The organism is Rickettsia tamurae, from assembly GCF_000751075.1.
GTDB classification, from domain to species: Bacteria; Pseudomonadota; Alphaproteobacteria; order Rickettsiales; family Rickettsiaceae; genus Rickettsia; species Rickettsia tamurae.
This window is the reverse complement of record NZ_CCMG01000017.1, coordinates 1-16,249: the sequence shown is the minus strand read 5'-3', so window position 1 is coordinate 16,249 and position 16,249 is coordinate 1. Positions and strand designations below refer to the sequence as shown.

Here is a 16,249-nt window from a genome sequence, read left to right as displayed (position 1 = left end):
TCATACCGTGGTCAAGCCACGGTATGACACAGTACCCTACTAAAACCTTGCCATGTAATTACTATTTTTCCTAGGATAGTAAAATTTAATTACATATACTAAATCCCTTTCGTTACCCATCATAAGTTCCGTAGAAGCGATATCAAATTCATATGTTCTTTTATTAGTTATAATAGTCATATTTGTACGGATATCTTTTTCAAGAGGCTTAATAAATAATCTATTTGCCAGAGGAGTTATTTTCCACGCATAAGCATCCCCAAGAATTATATTTTGGATTTCTTCGTTTTTAGCAAATTCTATATGCGATTGAAAGCCAAAATGCAAAACTAATAAATAAACTTCATTTGGATTATATATATAAGTTTTTATCCTATTATCTTTAGTTATAGATAAATCATCTACATAATTATTACTACTACTATTGCATGGATCATCTACAAGCGGACATTCTCGTTGTACTGTAAAACCGCTTAATAATATAAAAACTAAAAAATAAAATCTAACTATTGTCATCGTCTACCCTATATCCGTTAACTTGAAACCCTACCGGATTTACATCAAGTTCTGAATCTGTTAATTGCATAGGCACATAAGCATAACTTACTACCGCTATTTTATTATAAACTAATTGGCTTCCTGATGTTTCATTTACGGAAAATCTAACTATATATTTATCTGCTGCGATTTTTGACCATGATTTTATTACTAAAAATGTAGTATTATCTTCTTTATATTTTATCGTAGGATCAAAATCTTTATTTCTTATATAGCCAAGATAATTATAATAAACACCGCTTGTTGAGAATAATCTTATTGTCGTACGAGCTATAGTCGCAAAATCAACCGGATTATATGTTTCCCGTGCCGTTATGTATTTCTTTATAAAATACCTTGTAAGAGACTCATCTGCCGTTAACACCGGTGATGAAATAGGTTCTACCACCGAGGCACGTCCGGTATTACTATTAAGCTGAATAACAAAAGGATCAAACCGTTTAGATTTTACTACAAATGCTATTACTAAAGTTGATATAACCATAAAAATGGTTAGTAGTATTATTAATATGACAAGTAAGTTACGTTGAACAATTAACTTATCAGATCGCTCTTCATACCAATTCTGAGTAATTTTTAAAGGATTAGCCGATTTAATACTTTCTTGATTTTGTGTATCTCCTGAACCGCTTTTCGAGTTGTTACTTGATTTAAAGAAGCCAAATATATTATTCATATCAAAGGTATTTTTATTATTACATTGTTATTGTGTAAAACTATTACTGCTATATTTACTGAATTAACCGGTCTTCTTACACAAGGATTTACGCTTAAACTCGACCCATCATCTATATCAGCAGAAACGCACGGGCTTTTAATTTCATAAGGAGCTGAAGGGGTACATGACAACAATTGAGCAAGCATAATTAATACTAATAGAAACTTTAATGATTTTAACATTCTAATTATACATTATTAAATTATCTTGTTACTATTTTAAAATTACCTTACTATACAATAGTTCACAAGCATTTTTTGAAAAAATCTATTTATAAATATAAAAAAATATTAAAAAGATTGTAAACTATTATACTCTGAAGTAAATAAAGAGTAGTTATACGAAGTTCAACTTGGGAGCGAGCGTATACTTAATACCTGGCTACCTGCGGACTTATTAAAGACATTGCCGCCAATTTTTCAAGTGGGACGAGTATAACATAATAACTAACATCAATAATTGTTATTGTATAATTTTAATTTATAATTTATTTATTTTAATTTTAAAGTTAAATAATATTTGATATTGTAGCAACAATATAAACTTATTTTATAGCTTAAATAACATTAAATTAACAAATCATAATCATATTATAATAATTATGGTAGAGTTAAAACAAAATAAAATTAGATATTAATCTAGTAATTATGGACCCATTAACCAACGCAATACAAGAATATATAAAATCCGGTGAATATTTTATTGATGCAAGAAAATGGTATAATTTTAAATATATCTTACCGTTAAATCATAGAAGTCTTCTACTTTTAATATGCACGATTTTTACCTTATTATTAACCTTAATTTGTATAAATATCAATATATTGCTACCAATAAGCAAAAAAGTAAGTTATTTAATAAAAGATGATGCCGAAAAACAAGCTGCCGTTACTAATACTAACCATTCAACATTAGCAAATCCTTATATTTCTGTTGCAAATATTATGCTTCAGAATTATGTAAAACAACGAGAAGACTATAATTATGATATATTAAAAGAACAATTTACCTTTATTAAAAATAGCTCTACAAGCATTGTTTACATGCAATTTGCCAATTTTATGAATATTGATAACCCATTATCACCGGTCATAAGATATCAAAAACTATATAGACGCTCAATTAATATATTATCAATTAACAATATAAATAATAACGAGGCAGTTGTTACTTTTGAATCATTGGCAAAAAATAGTACGGGTAAAATTTTAGAAAATATGGTATGGGAGGCAAGAATCGGATTTATAATGGATTCTATCAGTACAAGTACCTCACCTGATATGCCGTTCAATTTTACCGTTACTAGTTACAAGCTAAAGTTATTAAGGAATAAAAATCAGAAATAATATGAAGCAACTAATAATATTTTGTACTTTTATAATACTTACATTAGATGTATTTGCTCTTACTATATCACGACCTCTAGGTCGAGACCCACGTCTAAGAGTTATGACTTATAACCCTGACGATGTTTTCAAATTCACAGGATATTACGGCTATCAAGCAAGTATAGAGCTAGCAAGAGATGAGGAAATAGTAAGTATTTCTATGGGAGATACTACTTCATGGCAAATAGTACCTGCCGGTCATAGGATTTTTATTAAACCGATGGAACCGGATGCTACTACTAATATGACTTTAATTACTAATAAACGGACTTACTTCTTTGAATTATATGCCGCTGAAACTCTTGATATGCGTGATCCTGAAATGGTCTTTAACGTAAAGTTTCTTTATCCGGATGACGAAAATGACAATATGAGCGGTCATATGCAAACTTTTTCTGCTTCCCTAGCAAGTCCCGATCTTACTCATCCTGAAAAATATAACTTTAATTACTATATTAGCGGTAGCGAAGAAATAGCTCCTATTAAAATTTTTGATGACGGCGAGTTTACCTATCTACAATTTAGGGATAAAAACGCTGAGATTTCCGGTATTTTTGCCGTAGACGATTCACTTCGAGAATCTTTAGTAAATTATCGCCTTGCTCAAGATAATCCTAATATGGTGATCCTTGAACAGGTTTTTCCTAAGCTCGCTATACGTAAGGGCAAAAAAGTCACATGCGTATTTAATCAGTCTTTCAAAGCATATTAACTATCATCCCGCAAGCTTGTAGGCGTTGTTGCATGGATCAGTTTTTCCGTCATTGCGAGGAAATTGCATAGCAATTGGCGAAGGCAATCCAGTAAAAAATGCTAATTTTTAGCATTTTTTTATTATTTTTCTGGATTGCCACACTCCTTGACAGTCGCTTGCAATAACGATTCGATGTCCATGCAACAACGCTGAGCTTGTAGCGGGATTTAGTCTTTTTTAAATTTTTTTTGGATACCGTGGTCAAGCCACGGTATAACAATGTTATGTCGCATTTAATATATTTCTTTGCCTCGATTTTACTAACTAGCGGCTTATTTATAATGCTTACAAGTCGTAATTATATTCACAAAATTATCGGGCTTGGAATCTTTCAAAGTTCGGTGTTAGTATTTTATTTAAGTATCGGAAAAATTAAAACTGGCGGTGTACCTATTTTACAAGAGGGCATCACTACTTACACTAGCCCTTTGCCTCATGTATTAATGTTAACTGCTATAGTAGTTGGGTTTGCTACTCTTAGCGTAGCTTTAAGTTTAATATATCAAATTTATAAATATTTTGGTACAATATCAGAAAATGAAATTAATTTTGATAAATGATTTTTTCAATTATGTCATTCCCCCATTCGATTATGTTATTCTTACCGTCCTTTATGTCATTCCCCCAAAGCATTGTTGTATGGATACCGGATCGTCATTGCGAGCGACTGCAAGGAGCGTGGCAATCCAGCAAAAATAATAAAAAAATTCTGATTTACAGAATTTTTTACTGGATTGCTTCGTCGAAACTTGCAGTTTCTTCTCGCAATAGACATCTTTCCAAATTCGCTTATAGAGAGGAATTTAAAGGAGACACTTCACCTCGAACCGCAGCGTACACAAGCGTACGTGAGGATTCGAGTACCGGATCGACGTATTTACCTCTAGAAGCGAAGTTTAGAAAGATGTCTAATGACGATGGAGAATAAAGCCCCATGATCCTAACTAACCATTTCCCTATCATACAAATATTATTCCCTTTATTCGGGGCTTTACTCTCAATAATATCTCTCCGCTTTACTATATTGGCACGAGTAATTACTGTAGTTTGCATTTTATCTAGTCTTTTAGTCAGTGTTTATGGATATAACATTATACAAAATACGGAACTATCTTACACCATGGGAGGATGGACTTCAACAATAGGAATAGAATATCGGCTAAATTCACTAAACCAAGCTATTATTATTTATCTTAACTTGGTTTTATTATTCTTTTTAGTTTTTTGTCATAAGATTACTAATCGAACAATCTTAAAATATATCAACAATAATAGAAAATCTTTATTTTACGGTATATTATTATTCGCTCATACGGGCTATTTAGGAATGATTAGTACTAATGATTTCTTTAATTTATATGTGTTTATAGAAATTTCGGCACTTAGTAGCTATGTCTTGATAGTCTCAGGTAATAATCCAAAATCTTTAATCGGAGCTTTTGACTACTTGATAATGGGTAGTATTGGTGCAACTCTTATTCTTATAGCCATAGGATTTTTGCTGAGCATTACAGGTAGCTTAAATATGTATGATGTTGCAGCTTATTTGCAAGAACATACTAATTCCCGTATAATCACTATAGCTATCGGTTTTTTCTTAATAGGAGCTATTTTAAAAACGGCTTTTTTCCCTATGCATTTTTGGATGATGAGAGCTTATAATAACACGGCTTCAGTCACTTTAGTATATTTAGCAGGGATTTCTACTATAATAGGAATATATATAATATATAAATTTACTTATATTATTATAGGCTATGAGACGATTAAAACTGCTATTACAAACTTTATAAGACCTATTGCTTTAGCTACTCTTATTATAGCCCCGTATTTTGCTTACCAGGCAAAAGATTTCAAGAATATTATAATTTATTCATGTTTCACTCAAATAGGTTATGTATTTCTATTGTATGTTACCGAGGGCGGTATAATAGTTTTGCCAAGTTTATTATTTGCAGATAGTATAAATAAAATAGCTCTTTTCTTGATAGATGCTTATAATGAAAGCTATAAAAAAAATCCTAACAAAGTTTTAACAATAATTGTTATTATTTGCAGTTGCGGCTTACCTATAAGCCCATTATTTTTTATCAAAATAAATATTCTTGAATTATTATTTAGACAAAGACTATTATTAGATTTTGTTATAATTTTACTCAGCTCCGTAGGATCACTATTTTATCATTATAAAATGGTACTATTGTCATTCCCGCGAAAGCGGGAATCCAGTAATTAAAATTTTTAAAACTACTGTGTCATGCCGTGACTTGATCACGGCATCCAGTAAAAATATTTAAATTATTAGTATCATAAGTTGTATTCTAGACCCCGTGGTCAAGCCACGGGGTGACAAGGGAAAGGAAAACATGATTACACAATTTACTACTCCGAGTCTTTTGATTCTATCAACTTTGCTAGTTGGTGCATTAAACTTAACCAGTCCGTATGCCACACAAAAAGATAGTTTTATACGTAATTTTTTACTTATTACTATCGCTATTTTTTTCTTCGGTAATATTTTAATTATAGACTGGTTGTTTTTAAAAGGTATTAGAGCAGGATTTGAATTTAATATATTCGGTAATTACTCTATAGGATTCCATCTTGAACCTTTAGGGCTTATTTTCTTAAGCTTAATAGGTTTTTTATGGATCTGTGCTTTACTTTACACTCCAAAATATCTTGCTATTAATAATATAGAACACTCTTCTAGATTCTTATTTTTCTTTAACTTAACTATTCTAACCGGTGTTTTAATTGCTCTGTCTAGTAACTTATTTACGATGTTTATTTGCTATGAGCTTTTAACTATTTCTACAGCTTTTTTAATAGGACATACCAAAAATAATATAGTACTAATACTTAGCGGGTTATATAAATATCTAAAAATTCTGATGATTTCTGCCACAATATTATTTTTACCGGCAGTGATAATTCTTTATACTAAAGTCGGTAACGGGAATTTTGCAAGTGGGAGTTTAGTAGAAAATTATTTTTCTAAAAACCAGTCAATTATTTTATTATTAATGTTTATTTTTGGAATTGCTAAAACTGCAATTTTTCCGGTACATTCGTGGCTTCCTGCTGCAATGGTTGCACATTATCCCGTTAGTAGCTTACTGCATGCCGTAATAGTGGTTAAAACCGGACTATTTTGTATTTACAAAATCCTATTATATATATTCGGTTTATCGTATTTACAAATGATATTTGCCGAGTTTAACTGGTTAATTTTTATACCGATAGTGAGCATATTTTACAGCTCAATCAAAGCACTAGGCACGGATAATATTAAAAAAATACTCGCCTACTCCACTATGAATCAACTAAGCATCGCCTTACTTAGTGCTCTTATGTTAACACCTAAGGCACTTGGAGCCGCAATACTTCATTTAGTTTCACATTCTTTTAGTAAAATTTGCTTATTTTATAGTATGGGAAGTATTTACAGTTTAAAGAAAGCCGATCAAATACAAAATTTACACGGAGTATCTAAAGAGTTTCCTTTAATTTCTTTTATTATATCTATCTCTTCATTATCATTAATCGGTATACCTATCTTTAGCGGATTTATTAGCAAATTCTCAATATTACTTGCTGCAAGCGAACAAAATCAAATTATCGTTATGATTGTCATAATAGCGAGTAGCATATTCTCAAGCCTTTACCTTCTCAAAATATTAAGCTCTATTTATAAACCTTCTTTGGTAGAATCTAGTGTAATAAAATCACTCCCCTACTCTATGCAAATCAGTATAATAATTTGCTGCTGTGCTGTAACTCTCTTCTATTTTATTCAAATCTTAATCAGAGAATTTTTAGCTTATATTACATAAACATATTTACATAATTTACATATAATCATATAATATGTATACCGCGGATACTTCAAAAGTTGGAAGTCAAATAAGCGGTGAGCCTGCACAGCAATAGTACATGAACACAGGAGAATCCCGAAATTTGACGTACCAAATCTTGAAGTATCAAAGGTATAAATATGGCACAAATTATTAGAGCAACAGAATTTGTACGATCTTTTTCAGATATTATGAATAGAGTTTACTACAAAGGCGAAAGCTTTGACGTTCAAAAAGGTAATAATATAGTAGCAAGAATTACGCCTGCAGAAATCAAGCCTTCTATAGCAGTAAGAGACTTAGAGGAAGCCTTTAAAAATGGTCCACATCTTGATCCTGAAGATGCTGATCAATTCATGAAAAATATCGAAGAAATAAGACGCAATACTAAACAAGATATTAAAAAATTGGTTGAAAGATGGGTTAATTATTGATACTTCTATAATCATAGCTTTAGAAAGAGGAAAGGTAAGTACTAAGCAATGGTCACATTACGGTCAGGCTTATATTAGCCTTATTGTGTTAACTGAACTATTAATAATAGGAATAGATAGAGTCAATAATGAGAATAAACGTATAAAATGTTTAGCTTTTATAGAATATGTAAAAAGTCTGTTTACTATATTACCTTTCGGTATTGAAAAAGTATATACATATGCACGTATTATTCATGATTTATCAACGTATAACTATAGGAACTCATGATATGCTTATTGCAGCAACGGCTATTACAAAAGGTTTTCCGATATTAACTCTAAATGTAAAAGACTTTAAAAGAATTCAGAGACTAGAGGTTTTAACAGTTTCTTCTAAAGATTAAAATGTTTATTCAAAATACCAAGTTTACATTTCCGCTTACTAATTTTGAGCTTATGTTTGGTTTTAACCCACAAAATCAGCTAATAGCTCTAGCATTTCTAATTGTTACTACTATCTTAAATCTTTATACAATTTCCCAAAATAGAAAATTAGAATGCTTAATAGGTGGTTTATACTGTTTATCCTCTATTATATGCGTATTTGCAGCTGATTTTATTTCCATGATAATCTCGCTTGAATTCATGACGATTTTTGCCTGCATAATTATTTTTTGCGACCAATTAAAGATAAAACCGGCACGTCAATATTTCCTCACTCATTTATTCAGTAGTGGGCTAATTTTAATCGGTATGACTCTTTTAATTCAAACAACAGGTAATACGGCTTTTACTTCTTTAACGGAATCAGTATATAATTTTGAGTTACCGGCAATATTCATACTTGCAGGTTGTTTAATTAATGCCTCGGCTATTTTTGTAAACGGCTGGGTGGTTAATTGCTATCCTGCAGCTTCAAGTAGCGGCGTGGTATATTTAATTAGTTTTACTACTAAAGTTACTTTAATTATCATTTTAAAATTATTTAGCGGTCTTGAGATATTAAAGTTTTTTGGGATATCAATGATCATTTACGGGTTAGTATTTTCTCTAATTGAGAAAAACCTAAAACGATTGATATGTTATCTTACCGTATCACAGCTTGGTTTTATATTAACGGCTATTAGCATAAACTCTCCAAATATAGCTTATCTTATTACAAGCTTTATATTCATACATATATTATATAACGGGTTATTTGCTTTATATTTCACTTATATAAAAGATGAGTATGATATTAAAAATTACCAAGATCTTCAGAATGCTCAAATTAATCTTATTTTGTTAATCGGATTTGTTATTAGTATATTGATATATACATCTATACTGCCTATTAGCTCTTCTTATATCAAAGATGGAATTGCTAATATTTTAAACGAGAATAATATAATGCTATTTTCTAAGATAGCAACTTGTACCGTGTTATTTGGATTATTGTTGGAAAGTTTGCTATCGTCATTGCGAGCGACTAAAAGGAGCGTGGCAATCCAGGAAAAAAATCGATCTATTTTTACTGGATTGCTTCGTCAAAACTTACAGTTTTTCCTCGCAATGACGTTAAGGGAGTTACTCTACCTCTCTTTCTGCATCATAACTTTATGCGTATGTTTATTCTACCCTATTCAAATATCACATACTGCTAACTTTAAGCTAGTTATCCCTGCAATCTCGCTATTATTAGCTTTAATATTTAAAAAAATACCACGCATTTCGACAGAAAACATAAACCTTGACCTATACCAATATATCGAAAAACTTATCTATTTCAGTATCGATAAATATAAAGAAATGGCAGACAATAACGAAGATGCGGAAGAATATCTTAATTCTAAGGTTATTTGGGATAATATTTTAAGTAAAATATCTGCTTGGCATAATCAGCAAACTGCTATATTCATTGTATTATTCCTATTAATTAGTTTGATTTTAACACTCTGTCATCCCGTGGCTTGACCACGGTATCCAGAAAAAAATTAAAAAAGACTGGATCCCGCTACAAGCTCGCGGGATGACACTAAAAAAAGAACAAAAACATGAAACCACCAATAACAGACAAACAAAATTACAGCTTTGAAGTTCACTCAGCAACAATAAACGATGATTATCACTGGCTGCGTGATCTTAAGTGGCCAAATGTAGAAGATTCTAAAATCTTAGACTACTTAAAGGCTGAGAATAAATATACCGAAAATTTCTTTGCCGATCTGCAAAAGGATAAGGAAAAGATTTTTGAAGAATTAAAAGGACGGGTCAAATTAGACGATGAGTCAGTTTATGTTAAGAAAAAAGATTATTACTATTACCATAGAGTAGAAGGCGATAAAAATTATCCGATATATTGCAGAAAGCATAATAGTATGGAAGCACATGAAGAGATAATATTAGATGTTAACCTTCTTGCTCCAAACGGCGGTTTTACCGATGTTGCCAAAGTCGCAATATCGCCTGATCAAAATTTAATGGCTTATAGCGTTAATTTTACAGGTAATGAGCAATATAATATCAAAATATACAATCTTAAAGAGCAAAAATACTTACCTGATAATGTAACGGATATAGCTCCTACTGTGATTTGGCATGAACAATTAAACGGCTTTTTCTATATTACTATTAATGAGAATCAACGCTGGGATAAGGTAATGTTTCACCGTCTAGGTGAAGATATTACTCAGGATAAATTAATATTTGAGGTAAAAAACCCTCTTCATTTTATCAGCTGCGAGAAATCAGCAAGCAGTGAATATATTTTTATAAATTCAGGTGATTATAATGAAAATGAAATTTACGTAATTTCTATGCAGGATGTTAGTTTTACGCCTAAATTAGTACGAGCTGCAGAAAACAAAATATTCTATGAAATAGAACATAATGGCGATTATTTTTATATTAAAACTAATTATAAAGCTAAAAATTTCCATGTTATAAAACTGCCGGTAAATAATTTTGAAAATACTAGCTGGGATGATATTTATATTAAGGAAGAACAAGACAAATATTTAAAAAGCTTTGATGTTACAAATAATTATTTAATCTTAAATTATCGTGACCAAGGTTTACCGCTAATTAAAATAAAGCGATTTAAAGATTTACAAGAAAACACAACTCATTTTCCTGACGAAAGTTTCCAAGCAAGTAGCTTTTCTACAAACTTTGAGGAAGACGATATCAGAGTAAATTACTCTTCTCTAGCAAGACCAAATACCACCTATAGCTACGATTTTGATAGCAATAAATTAACGATATTAAAGAGCCAAGAAATACCTTCAGGCTTTAATCCGGAAGAGTATAAAGTCGAGAGAATATTCGCAGATGTAAAAGTACCTATAACCTTGTTTTATAAAAAATCTTTATTTAAAAAAGACGGCTCGAATCCTTTATATTTAATGGGATACGGAGCTTACGGGATTAGCATGCCTGTCAATTTTAGAAATACAGCAGTGACACTTGCCGATCGTGGCTTTATTTACGCAGTTGCTCATATTAGAGGTGGCGATGATCTAGGTCATGATTGGTATGAAGCTGCTAAGTTTTTAACCAAAAAAAGAACATTTGAAGACTTCATAGCCTGTAGTAGAGCTTTAATTAACGAGCAATATACAAGTAACAACAATATAGTAATAATGGGCGGTAGTGCCGGCGGTATGTTAATCGGTTACGTACTCAACGAAAAACCGGAAATCTATAGAGCAGCAATCGCTCATGTGCCGTTTGTAGACGTGCTGAGTACCATGCTTGACGAAAGCTTACCGTTAACTCTCTTGGAATATAATGAGTGGGGTAATCCGAAAGAGAAAGAATATTTTGAATATATTAAATCATATTCCCCTTATGATAACGTAAAAGCACAAAACTACCCTGCTCTATTCGTTACTTGCGGTATATCCGACCCACGTGTAGGTTACTGGGAACCTGCTAAATGGGTAGCAAAATTACGAGAACTAAAAACGGACAATAATCCATTATTATTAAAAATAAATATGGATAAAGGACATAAAGGTTCTGCCGGTCGTTTTGATTATCTGAAAGAGATAGCCGACGAATTAGTATTTATTTTTAATATATTTAATGTGGGGGTTTAAAAGGTATATGTCATTCCTGCGTAGGCGGGAATGCATTGTTGCGTGGATCAAAAAAAGCACACATTGTCATACCGGGGCTTGTCCCCGGTATCCAGTAAAACAACTAATATTATTAGTATTTTTAACTAGACCCCGTGGACAAGCCACGGGGTGACGGTGGTGAAACCGATCCACACAAACAATGCCGTCCTCCTCCACGGTATGACAAAATAAATATAAAAAACCACATGCATAAAAATTATCTAGAACAATTACAAAAATTACCGATTACTTTAATTTTACTAATTAGCTTAATTTGCTGTATTGGTTTCATTGTGCTTTATTCTGCAGCGAATAGTAATTTGCAGCCTTGGGCTTACAAACAAATTATAAATTTTTGTATATTCTTGCCTTTAGCTATTATTATTGCATTAATTGATTTACGAATAATATTTAGGTTATCGTATATCTTTTATTTTTGCGTACTCGCTTTACTAGTAGCCGTGGAGCTTTTCGGCTCAACTGCCATGGGCGGTAAAAGATGGATCGATATCGGTATAGTTAAGCTTCAACCTTCCGAACCGATAAAAATCGCCGTTGTACTAATGCTTGCTAGATATTTCCATTCACTAACAATTGATGATCTTATAAAATTTCATATCATACCTATTATAGGAGTTTTAATACCGGCTTTTCTAATAATTAGAGAACCGGATTTAGGTACAGGAATGATTGTTTTAATTGTTTCGGCAATTATATTTTTTGCAGCAGGTTTTAGAATAAAATATTTTATAATACTAGCTCTTGCTGCTCTTATTAGCCTCCCTATTGCTTGGAATATGATGTATGATTATCAAAAAAAACGGGTAATGGTTTTTTTAGATCCCGAACATGATCCGCTCGGTGCTAGCTATAATATTATTCAGTCTAAAATCGCTATAGGTTCAGGTAGCCTATTTGGACGGGGTTTAAATCAAGGCAGTCAAAGCCATTTAGATTTTCTTCCCGAACATCAAACAGACTTTATCTTTGCTACCTTCGCTGAAGAATTCGGCTTTATAGGAGGAATGTTTTTACTAATATTATATTTTGCACTTATAACTATTTCTTTATTAATTGCCGCAAATTGCCGAGAGATTTTTAGTAAATTAATGGTAATAGGTATCACTTCAATCTTATTTAGTCACGTATTTATTAATATAGCTATGGTTATGAGCTTGCTTCCCGTAGTAGGCGTACCTTTACCGTTTATTTCTTACGGCGGAACAATGATCGCATCCATGCTAATCGGCTTTGGGCTTGTGATGAATGCTCAGGTACACAGACATACTGCTTTAAACTAGGTTCAATTATATTTATAAAATTGATAATATAAATTAATAATAAGTTGCACTTCACTTTCTTATTTATCGTGTAAAGCGAAAATTCCTATTGACTTTTATATAAAACAGTATGGATTTCTTTACAATTTAACTTTTATTAAAGAATTTATGCTAGGCTATTCACAAGAACAAAGAAGTTTAAATAGAGAACAAAAAGAAGCAATAGGACTATTATCTATTGGTACATTTCTTGAGTTTTTTGACTTTATGCTCTACCTACACATGGCTGTGTTATTAAATGATTTATTTTTTCCAAAAGGAAATGTACGTGTAGCTGCTCTTTTAGCTGCTACTGCTTTTTGTACCACTTATGCTGTCAGACCCCCTTAGGAGCATTGGTATTTGGGCATTTAGGAGATAGAATAGGACGTAAGTCTACTGTTATAATTACAACAAGTATGGTGGCATTAGCATGTTTTACAATGGCTAACTTACCGTCAAATAGGCATTACAGCTTCTATTGCTATAACGGTCTGTCATATTCTTCAAGGTATGTCTTCTATTGGTGAAATAATTGGAGCAGAACTTTATATTACAGAAATCACAAAACCTCCTATACAATATGTTGCCGTAGAAGTAATCGCAGTTTTAGGAACTACCGCTGCTTTAGGTATTGCTTTTCTTGTTACTTTTTTGGGGCTTAATTGGCGGTTAGCTTTTTGGTTTGGAACAATAATTGCAATAGTTGGTATAGTTGCAAGAACTACCCTTCGAGAAACACCAGAATTTATTGATGCTAGACTACGAATTAAGAAAAAATTAGAACTTGCTTCTGTAAACGAAGAGAATCTAAAGGATAATATTGTTTATAAAATTAAAGTTAATAAAAAAACAGCTTTATCTTATTCCCTTTTAGATTGCTTTTGGCCTTTATGTGCATACTTTACTTATTTTTACTGCGGAGGTATTTCAAAAAACTCCTTAGGCTATACAGCAGAACAAGTTATAAGCCAAAATTTCATAGTATCTTTATTACAACTATTCTCATGGATAATACTAATACAGCTAAGTTATAAAATATACCTACTAAAGCTATTAAAAATTAAATTTTTTATTTTTATACCTTTTGTTTTGCTTATTCCTTTCTTGATGACTAATGCTACTACTCCTTTTTATATATTTTTAATTCAATGTTTCTGTGCTATGTTTGCACCAGCTACTACTCCAGCTCTACCAATTATTTTTAAAAATTTTCCACTTTTTAAGCGTTTTATTAGTACAGGAGTGATATACGCTTTATCACGTGCAAGCATTTATATTGTTAGTTCATTCGGACTTATATATTTAACAGAGTATTTTAAGTATTGGGGTTTACTATTTATTATGATACCTATAGCTATTGGATATTGGATTGGACTACGTCATTTTTATAAGCTAGAGTCAATGGCTGAAATTGATCATTAAAATAAAATTCTCTATACTTATATGAATTTTTTATTCCTAAGTATTCAAAACATAATACACTTAATTTTTCTTCAGCTTTATGTAAGCCAAGGTACATACTTAAAGTTACAAAATTAATTAAAGTTTCTTCAATAATCTTCTTCGCTTTCTCAGGTGATTTAGCACCTAAAGTTTGTAAGTTATGAATCCTATCGAAGAACTTTATTAATGCTGTGTCATGTTTTTTTGTTTGATTAATAAGTTTAAACTTTCTTTAGCAGTAATTTTACCATAAGGTTTGATCCTAGTTAAACCCTCTACGTGGTTTGTAACTTCTAGCCCAAAAATTGTAGTTATTACTTCTTCAGTAAGTTCTGTATCTTCAATAATATCATGCAGTAAAGCAGCTTGCAGCATAATAGCGTTATAAAGTTTAGGGGCTTCTTCAGCTACAAATTCAGCAAACATATAAGCCACCTCAATTGGGTGAGAATAATAAGGTTCATCCGATTTACGCATTTGTAACCCATGATATTTACGAGCGTAGTAGATGCCTTTTTAACTTCCTCTATATCAACAGGATTTTTTACTTTAGTGTTCAAATATTCTAGTTTATCAAGTAGCTTTTTAGCGTAAACACATACTTCAAACTTTTCTTTCCAAGAGCTTAAATCTTCCATAAAAGTTATTTTCTTATTTTTGTTAATAATAGTTGATTACAATTATAGTAAAAATTAAAAAATTGCAATAACAAATAGCTTTTTAACTTTAAATATATTATTAATATTAATTTAAGCTCTTTCCTTGCGTTTTCAGCTTTTAATCTCTTTTCTTCCTCTTCATCAATATAAGATTCAGAGGTTAAAATTTCTTCTTCTTTATTTTCCATATTTTAACTCTTTTAAATTAACTTATATATGAATGATAGAGCTTAATTATCACCTGAGAGAAGTAATCTATAGAAGTAATTAAAATAAATCAATAACTATAATTGTTGATTGTAATAATTATATATTTAATAAATCCTCTTTCCCTAAAATACTATACGTTCTATTTGACGACGTTTAACGAGCCTTTCTAGTTTTTTAACATAGAACAAATAAGCTCGATTCATTAGCAGATGGGATTATAACCAGAGAAGAGTTTGTACGTAAGAAAACATAATGAAAAAAACATCAAAGTAAAGTAATGCTAGAAATAGCGGAGCATAATAAAGGTGATGATTGTTTTACGAAAAAAAAATGATAGATGTACTAAATTTAGTTGCCAATGCACATCAATATTTTAATTTGTCGAATGCCCAAGGAAAAAGACGTTTAATAAAAACTGTGTTTTCGACAATTAAATTAACAGGCAAAAAGCTTGACTTTATGCTGCATCCGCCGTTTGATTCATTCATAAATTTGTTGAAAACCGAAGAATGGCTCCCCGGGCCGGACTCGAACCAGCGACCGAACGGTTAACAGCCGTTTGCTCTACCACTGAGCTACCGAGGAACATTAGAAGCATCTGGAAAATTCAGATACTTCCTTATAACAAATCTTTATTATAACGTCTAGCGTTTTCTTTATATAAAATAAAAAAAAAGTTTTATTCATCACCTATTTTTAAAGCTGCAATAAACGCAGATTGCGGAATTTCGATATTACCGTACTGTCTCATTCTCTTTTTACCTGCTTTTTGCTTCTCAAGTAATTTACGTTTACGGCTTATATCACCGCCGTAACATTTAGAT

The 16,249-nt window shown here is 31.3% G+C and carries 16 protein-coding genes, 1 tRNA gene and 4 pseudogenes; 14 read left to right on the top strand and 7 right to left on the bottom strand.

Annotation, left to right across the window (positions count from 1 at the left end; genetic code table 11):
- Window positions 1-39: 39 nt before the first annotated feature.
- The 3 genes and pseudogenes from MB29_RS06295 to MB29_RS06285 form a co-directional block, all read right to left on the bottom strand.
- A complete protein-coding gene (locus MB29_RS06295) occupies window positions 40-516 on the bottom strand; it encodes a TrbG/VirB9 family P-type conjugative transfer protein (RefSeq protein WP_032139522.1) in 477 nt (158 codons plus the stop codon).
- Window positions 503-1,234 carry a VirB8 family type IV secretion system protein gene (locus tag MB29_RS06290; RefSeq protein ID WP_032139521.1) on the bottom strand — a complete coding sequence of 244 codons (732 nt, stop codon included), beginning with the start codon at window positions 1,232-1,234 and terminating at the stop codon, window positions 503-505. Before MB29_RS06290 ends, MB29_RS06295 begins: the two co-directional genes overlap by 14 nt.
- Window positions 1,235-1,284: 50 nt before the next feature.
- A pseudogene (locus MB29_RS06285) lies at window positions 1,285-1,458 on the bottom strand (DUF2706 domain-containing protein); the annotation flags it as partial.
- Between the two features lie 465 nt (window positions 1,459-1,923).
- Between MB29_RS06285 and MB29_RS06280 the strand changes: the two are divergent.
- The 14 genes and pseudogenes from MB29_RS06280 (at window position 1,924) to MB29_RS06215 (ending at window position 14,535) form a co-directional block, all read left to right on the top strand.
- The gene (locus MB29_RS06280; RefSeq protein WP_032139519.1) at window positions 1,924-2,622 is read left to right on the top strand and encodes a VirB8 family type IV secretion system protein; all 699 of its coding nucleotides are present in this window, start codon (window positions 1,924-1,926) and stop codon (window positions 2,620-2,622) included.
- A gap of 1 nt (window position 2,623) precedes the next feature.
- Window positions 2,624-3,376 carry a P-type conjugative transfer protein VirB9 gene (gene virB9, locus MB29_RS06275; RefSeq protein WP_008580257.1) on the top strand — a complete coding sequence of 251 codons (753 nt, stop codon included), beginning with the start codon at window positions 2,624-2,626 and terminating at the stop codon, window positions 3,374-3,376.
- Between the two features lie 266 nt (window positions 3,377-3,642).
- Window positions 3,643-3,978, top strand: a complete 336-nt coding sequence (locus MB29_RS06270) for a Na+/H+ antiporter subunit C (RefSeq protein WP_032139518.1) — start codon at window positions 3,643-3,645, stop codon at window positions 3,976-3,978.
- Window positions 3,975-4,346, top strand: coding sequence for a palindromic element RPE1 domain-containing protein (locus tag MB29_RS09200; protein ID WP_032139517.1), 372 nt, complete (start codon window positions 3,975-3,977; stop codon window positions 4,344-4,346). Before MB29_RS06270 ends, MB29_RS09200 begins: the two co-directional genes overlap by 4 nt.
- A gap of 6 nt (window positions 4,347-4,352) precedes the next feature.
- A complete protein-coding gene (locus MB29_RS06260) occupies window positions 4,353-5,654 on the top strand; it encodes a proton-conducting transporter transmembrane domain-containing protein (RefSeq protein WP_032139516.1) in 1,302 nt (433 codons plus the stop codon).
- A gap of 130 nt (window positions 5,655-5,784) precedes the next feature.
- Window positions 5,785-7,254, top strand: a complete 1,470-nt coding sequence (locus tag MB29_RS06255) for a proton-conducting transporter transmembrane domain-containing protein (protein ID WP_032139515.1) — start codon at window positions 5,785-5,787, stop codon at window positions 7,252-7,254.
- Window positions 7,255-7,291: 37 nt separating this feature from the next.
- Window positions 7,292-7,410, top strand: a pseudogene (locus MB29_RS10615) (palindromic element RPE5 domain-containing protein); the annotation flags it as partial.
- A gap of 5 nt (window positions 7,411-7,415) precedes the next feature.
- Window positions 7,416-7,709 carry a type II toxin-antitoxin system antitoxin VapB gene (vapB, locus tag MB29_RS06250; RefSeq protein WP_032139514.1) on the top strand — a complete coding sequence of 98 codons (294 nt, stop codon included), beginning with the start codon at window positions 7,416-7,418 and terminating at the stop codon, window positions 7,707-7,709.
- Window positions 7,687-8,095: pseudogene (vapC, locus tag MB29_RS06245) on the top strand (ribonuclease VapC). The gene vapB and the pseudogene vapC overlap by 23 nt, the downstream one beginning before the upstream one ends.
- Window position 8,096: 1 nt before the next feature.
- On the top strand, window positions 8,097-9,644 hold the full coding sequence (locus MB29_RS06235; protein WP_032139511.1) for a proton-conducting transporter transmembrane domain-containing protein: 1,548 nt from the start codon (window positions 8,097-8,099) through the stop codon (window positions 9,642-9,644).
- Window positions 9,645-9,724: 80 nt separating this feature from the next.
- Window positions 9,725-11,770, top strand: coding sequence for a S9 family peptidase (locus tag MB29_RS06230; protein ID WP_032139510.1), 2,046 nt, complete (start codon window positions 9,725-9,727; stop codon window positions 11,768-11,770).
- Between the two features lie 227 nt (window positions 11,771-11,997).
- Window positions 11,998-13,092, top strand: a complete 1,095-nt coding sequence (gene rodA / locus MB29_RS06225; RefSeq protein WP_032139509.1) for a rod shape-determining protein RodA — start codon at window positions 11,998-12,000, stop codon at window positions 13,090-13,092.
- A gap of 147 nt (window positions 13,093-13,239) precedes the next feature.
- Window positions 13,240-13,461: a hypothetical protein gene (locus MB29_RS13825; protein ID WP_032139508.1), complete on the top strand. Its 222-nt coding sequence runs from the start codon at window positions 13,240-13,242 to the stop codon at window positions 13,459-13,461.
- A gap of 162 nt (window positions 13,462-13,623) precedes the next feature.
- A complete protein-coding gene (locus MB29_RS06215) occupies window positions 13,624-14,535 on the top strand; it encodes an MFS transporter (RefSeq protein WP_084686961.1) in 912 nt (303 codons plus the stop codon).
- On the opposite strand, the pseudogene MB29_RS09195 reads toward MB29_RS06215, so the two are convergent.
- The 4 genes and pseudogenes from MB29_RS09195 to MB29_RS10600 form a co-directional block, all read right to left on the bottom strand.
- Window positions 14,468-15,194 (bottom strand): annotated as a pseudogene (locus MB29_RS09195) (HD domain-containing protein). The gene MB29_RS06215 and the pseudogene MB29_RS09195 sit on opposite strands and share 68 nt — an antisense overlap.
- A 5-nt stretch (window positions 15,195-15,199) precedes the next feature.
- Window positions 15,200-15,403 carry a hypothetical protein gene (locus MB29_RS06205; RefSeq protein ID WP_032139507.1) on the bottom strand — a complete coding sequence of 68 codons (204 nt, stop codon included), beginning with the start codon at window positions 15,401-15,403 and terminating at the stop codon, window positions 15,200-15,202.
- A 532-nt stretch (window positions 15,404-15,935) separates the two neighbouring features.
- Window positions 15,936-16,010 (bottom strand) — tRNA-Asn (locus MB29_RS06200).
- A gap of 94 nt (window positions 16,011-16,104) precedes the next feature.
- Window positions 16,105-16,249 (bottom strand): hypothetical protein (locus MB29_RS10600; RefSeq protein ID WP_215426275.1); only part of this gene is annotated, 145 nt, incomplete at its 5' end.

Bases quoted from the DNA above. Each gene is read 5' to 3' on its own strand.
- MB29_RS06295 (WP_032139522.1), bottom strand. From the start codon at position 516: ATGACAATAGTTAGATTTTATTTTTTAGTTTTTATATTATTAAGCGGT.
- MB29_RS06290 (WP_032139521.1), bottom strand. From the start codon at position 1,234: ATGAATAATATATTTGGCTTCTTTAAATCAAGTAACAACTCGAAAAGC.
- MB29_RS06280 (WP_032139519.1), top strand. From the start codon at position 1,924: ATGGACCCATTAACCAACGCAATACAAGAATATATAAAATCCGGTGAA.
- virB9 (WP_008580257.1), top strand. From the start codon at position 2,624: ATGAAGCAACTAATAATATTTTGTACTTTTATAATACTTACATTAGAT.
- MB29_RS06270 (WP_032139518.1), top strand. From the start codon at position 3,643: ATGTCGCATTTAATATATTTCTTTGCCTCGATTTTACTAACTAGCGGC.
- MB29_RS09200 (WP_032139517.1), top strand. From the start codon at position 3,975: ATGATTTTTTCAATTATGTCATTCCCCCATTCGATTATGTTATTCTTA.
- MB29_RS06260 (WP_032139516.1), top strand. From the start codon at position 4,353: ATGATCCTAACTAACCATTTCCCTATCATACAAATATTATTCCCTTTA.
- MB29_RS06255 (WP_032139515.1), top strand. From the start codon at position 5,785: ATGATTACACAATTTACTACTCCGAGTCTTTTGATTCTATCAACTTTG.
- vapB (WP_032139514.1), top strand. From the start codon at position 7,416: ATGGCACAAATTATTAGAGCAACAGAATTTGTACGATCTTTTTCAGAT.
- MB29_RS06235 (WP_032139511.1), top strand. From the start codon at position 8,097: ATGTTTATTCAAAATACCAAGTTTACATTTCCGCTTACTAATTTTGAG.
- MB29_RS06230 (WP_032139510.1), top strand. From the start codon at position 9,725: ATGAAACCACCAATAACAGACAAACAAAATTACAGCTTTGAAGTTCAC.
- rodA (WP_032139509.1), top strand. From the start codon at position 11,998: ATGCATAAAAATTATCTAGAACAATTACAAAAATTACCGATTACTTTA.
- MB29_RS13825 (WP_032139508.1), top strand. From the start codon at position 13,240: ATGCTAGGCTATTCACAAGAACAAAGAAGTTTAAATAGAGAACAAAAA.
- MB29_RS06215 (WP_084686961.1), top strand. From the start codon at position 13,624: ATGTCTTCTATTGGTGAAATAATTGGAGCAGAACTTTATATTACAGAA.
- MB29_RS06205 (WP_032139507.1), bottom strand. From the start codon at position 15,403: ATGGAAAATAAAGAAGAAGAAATTTTAACCTCTGAATCTTATATTGAT.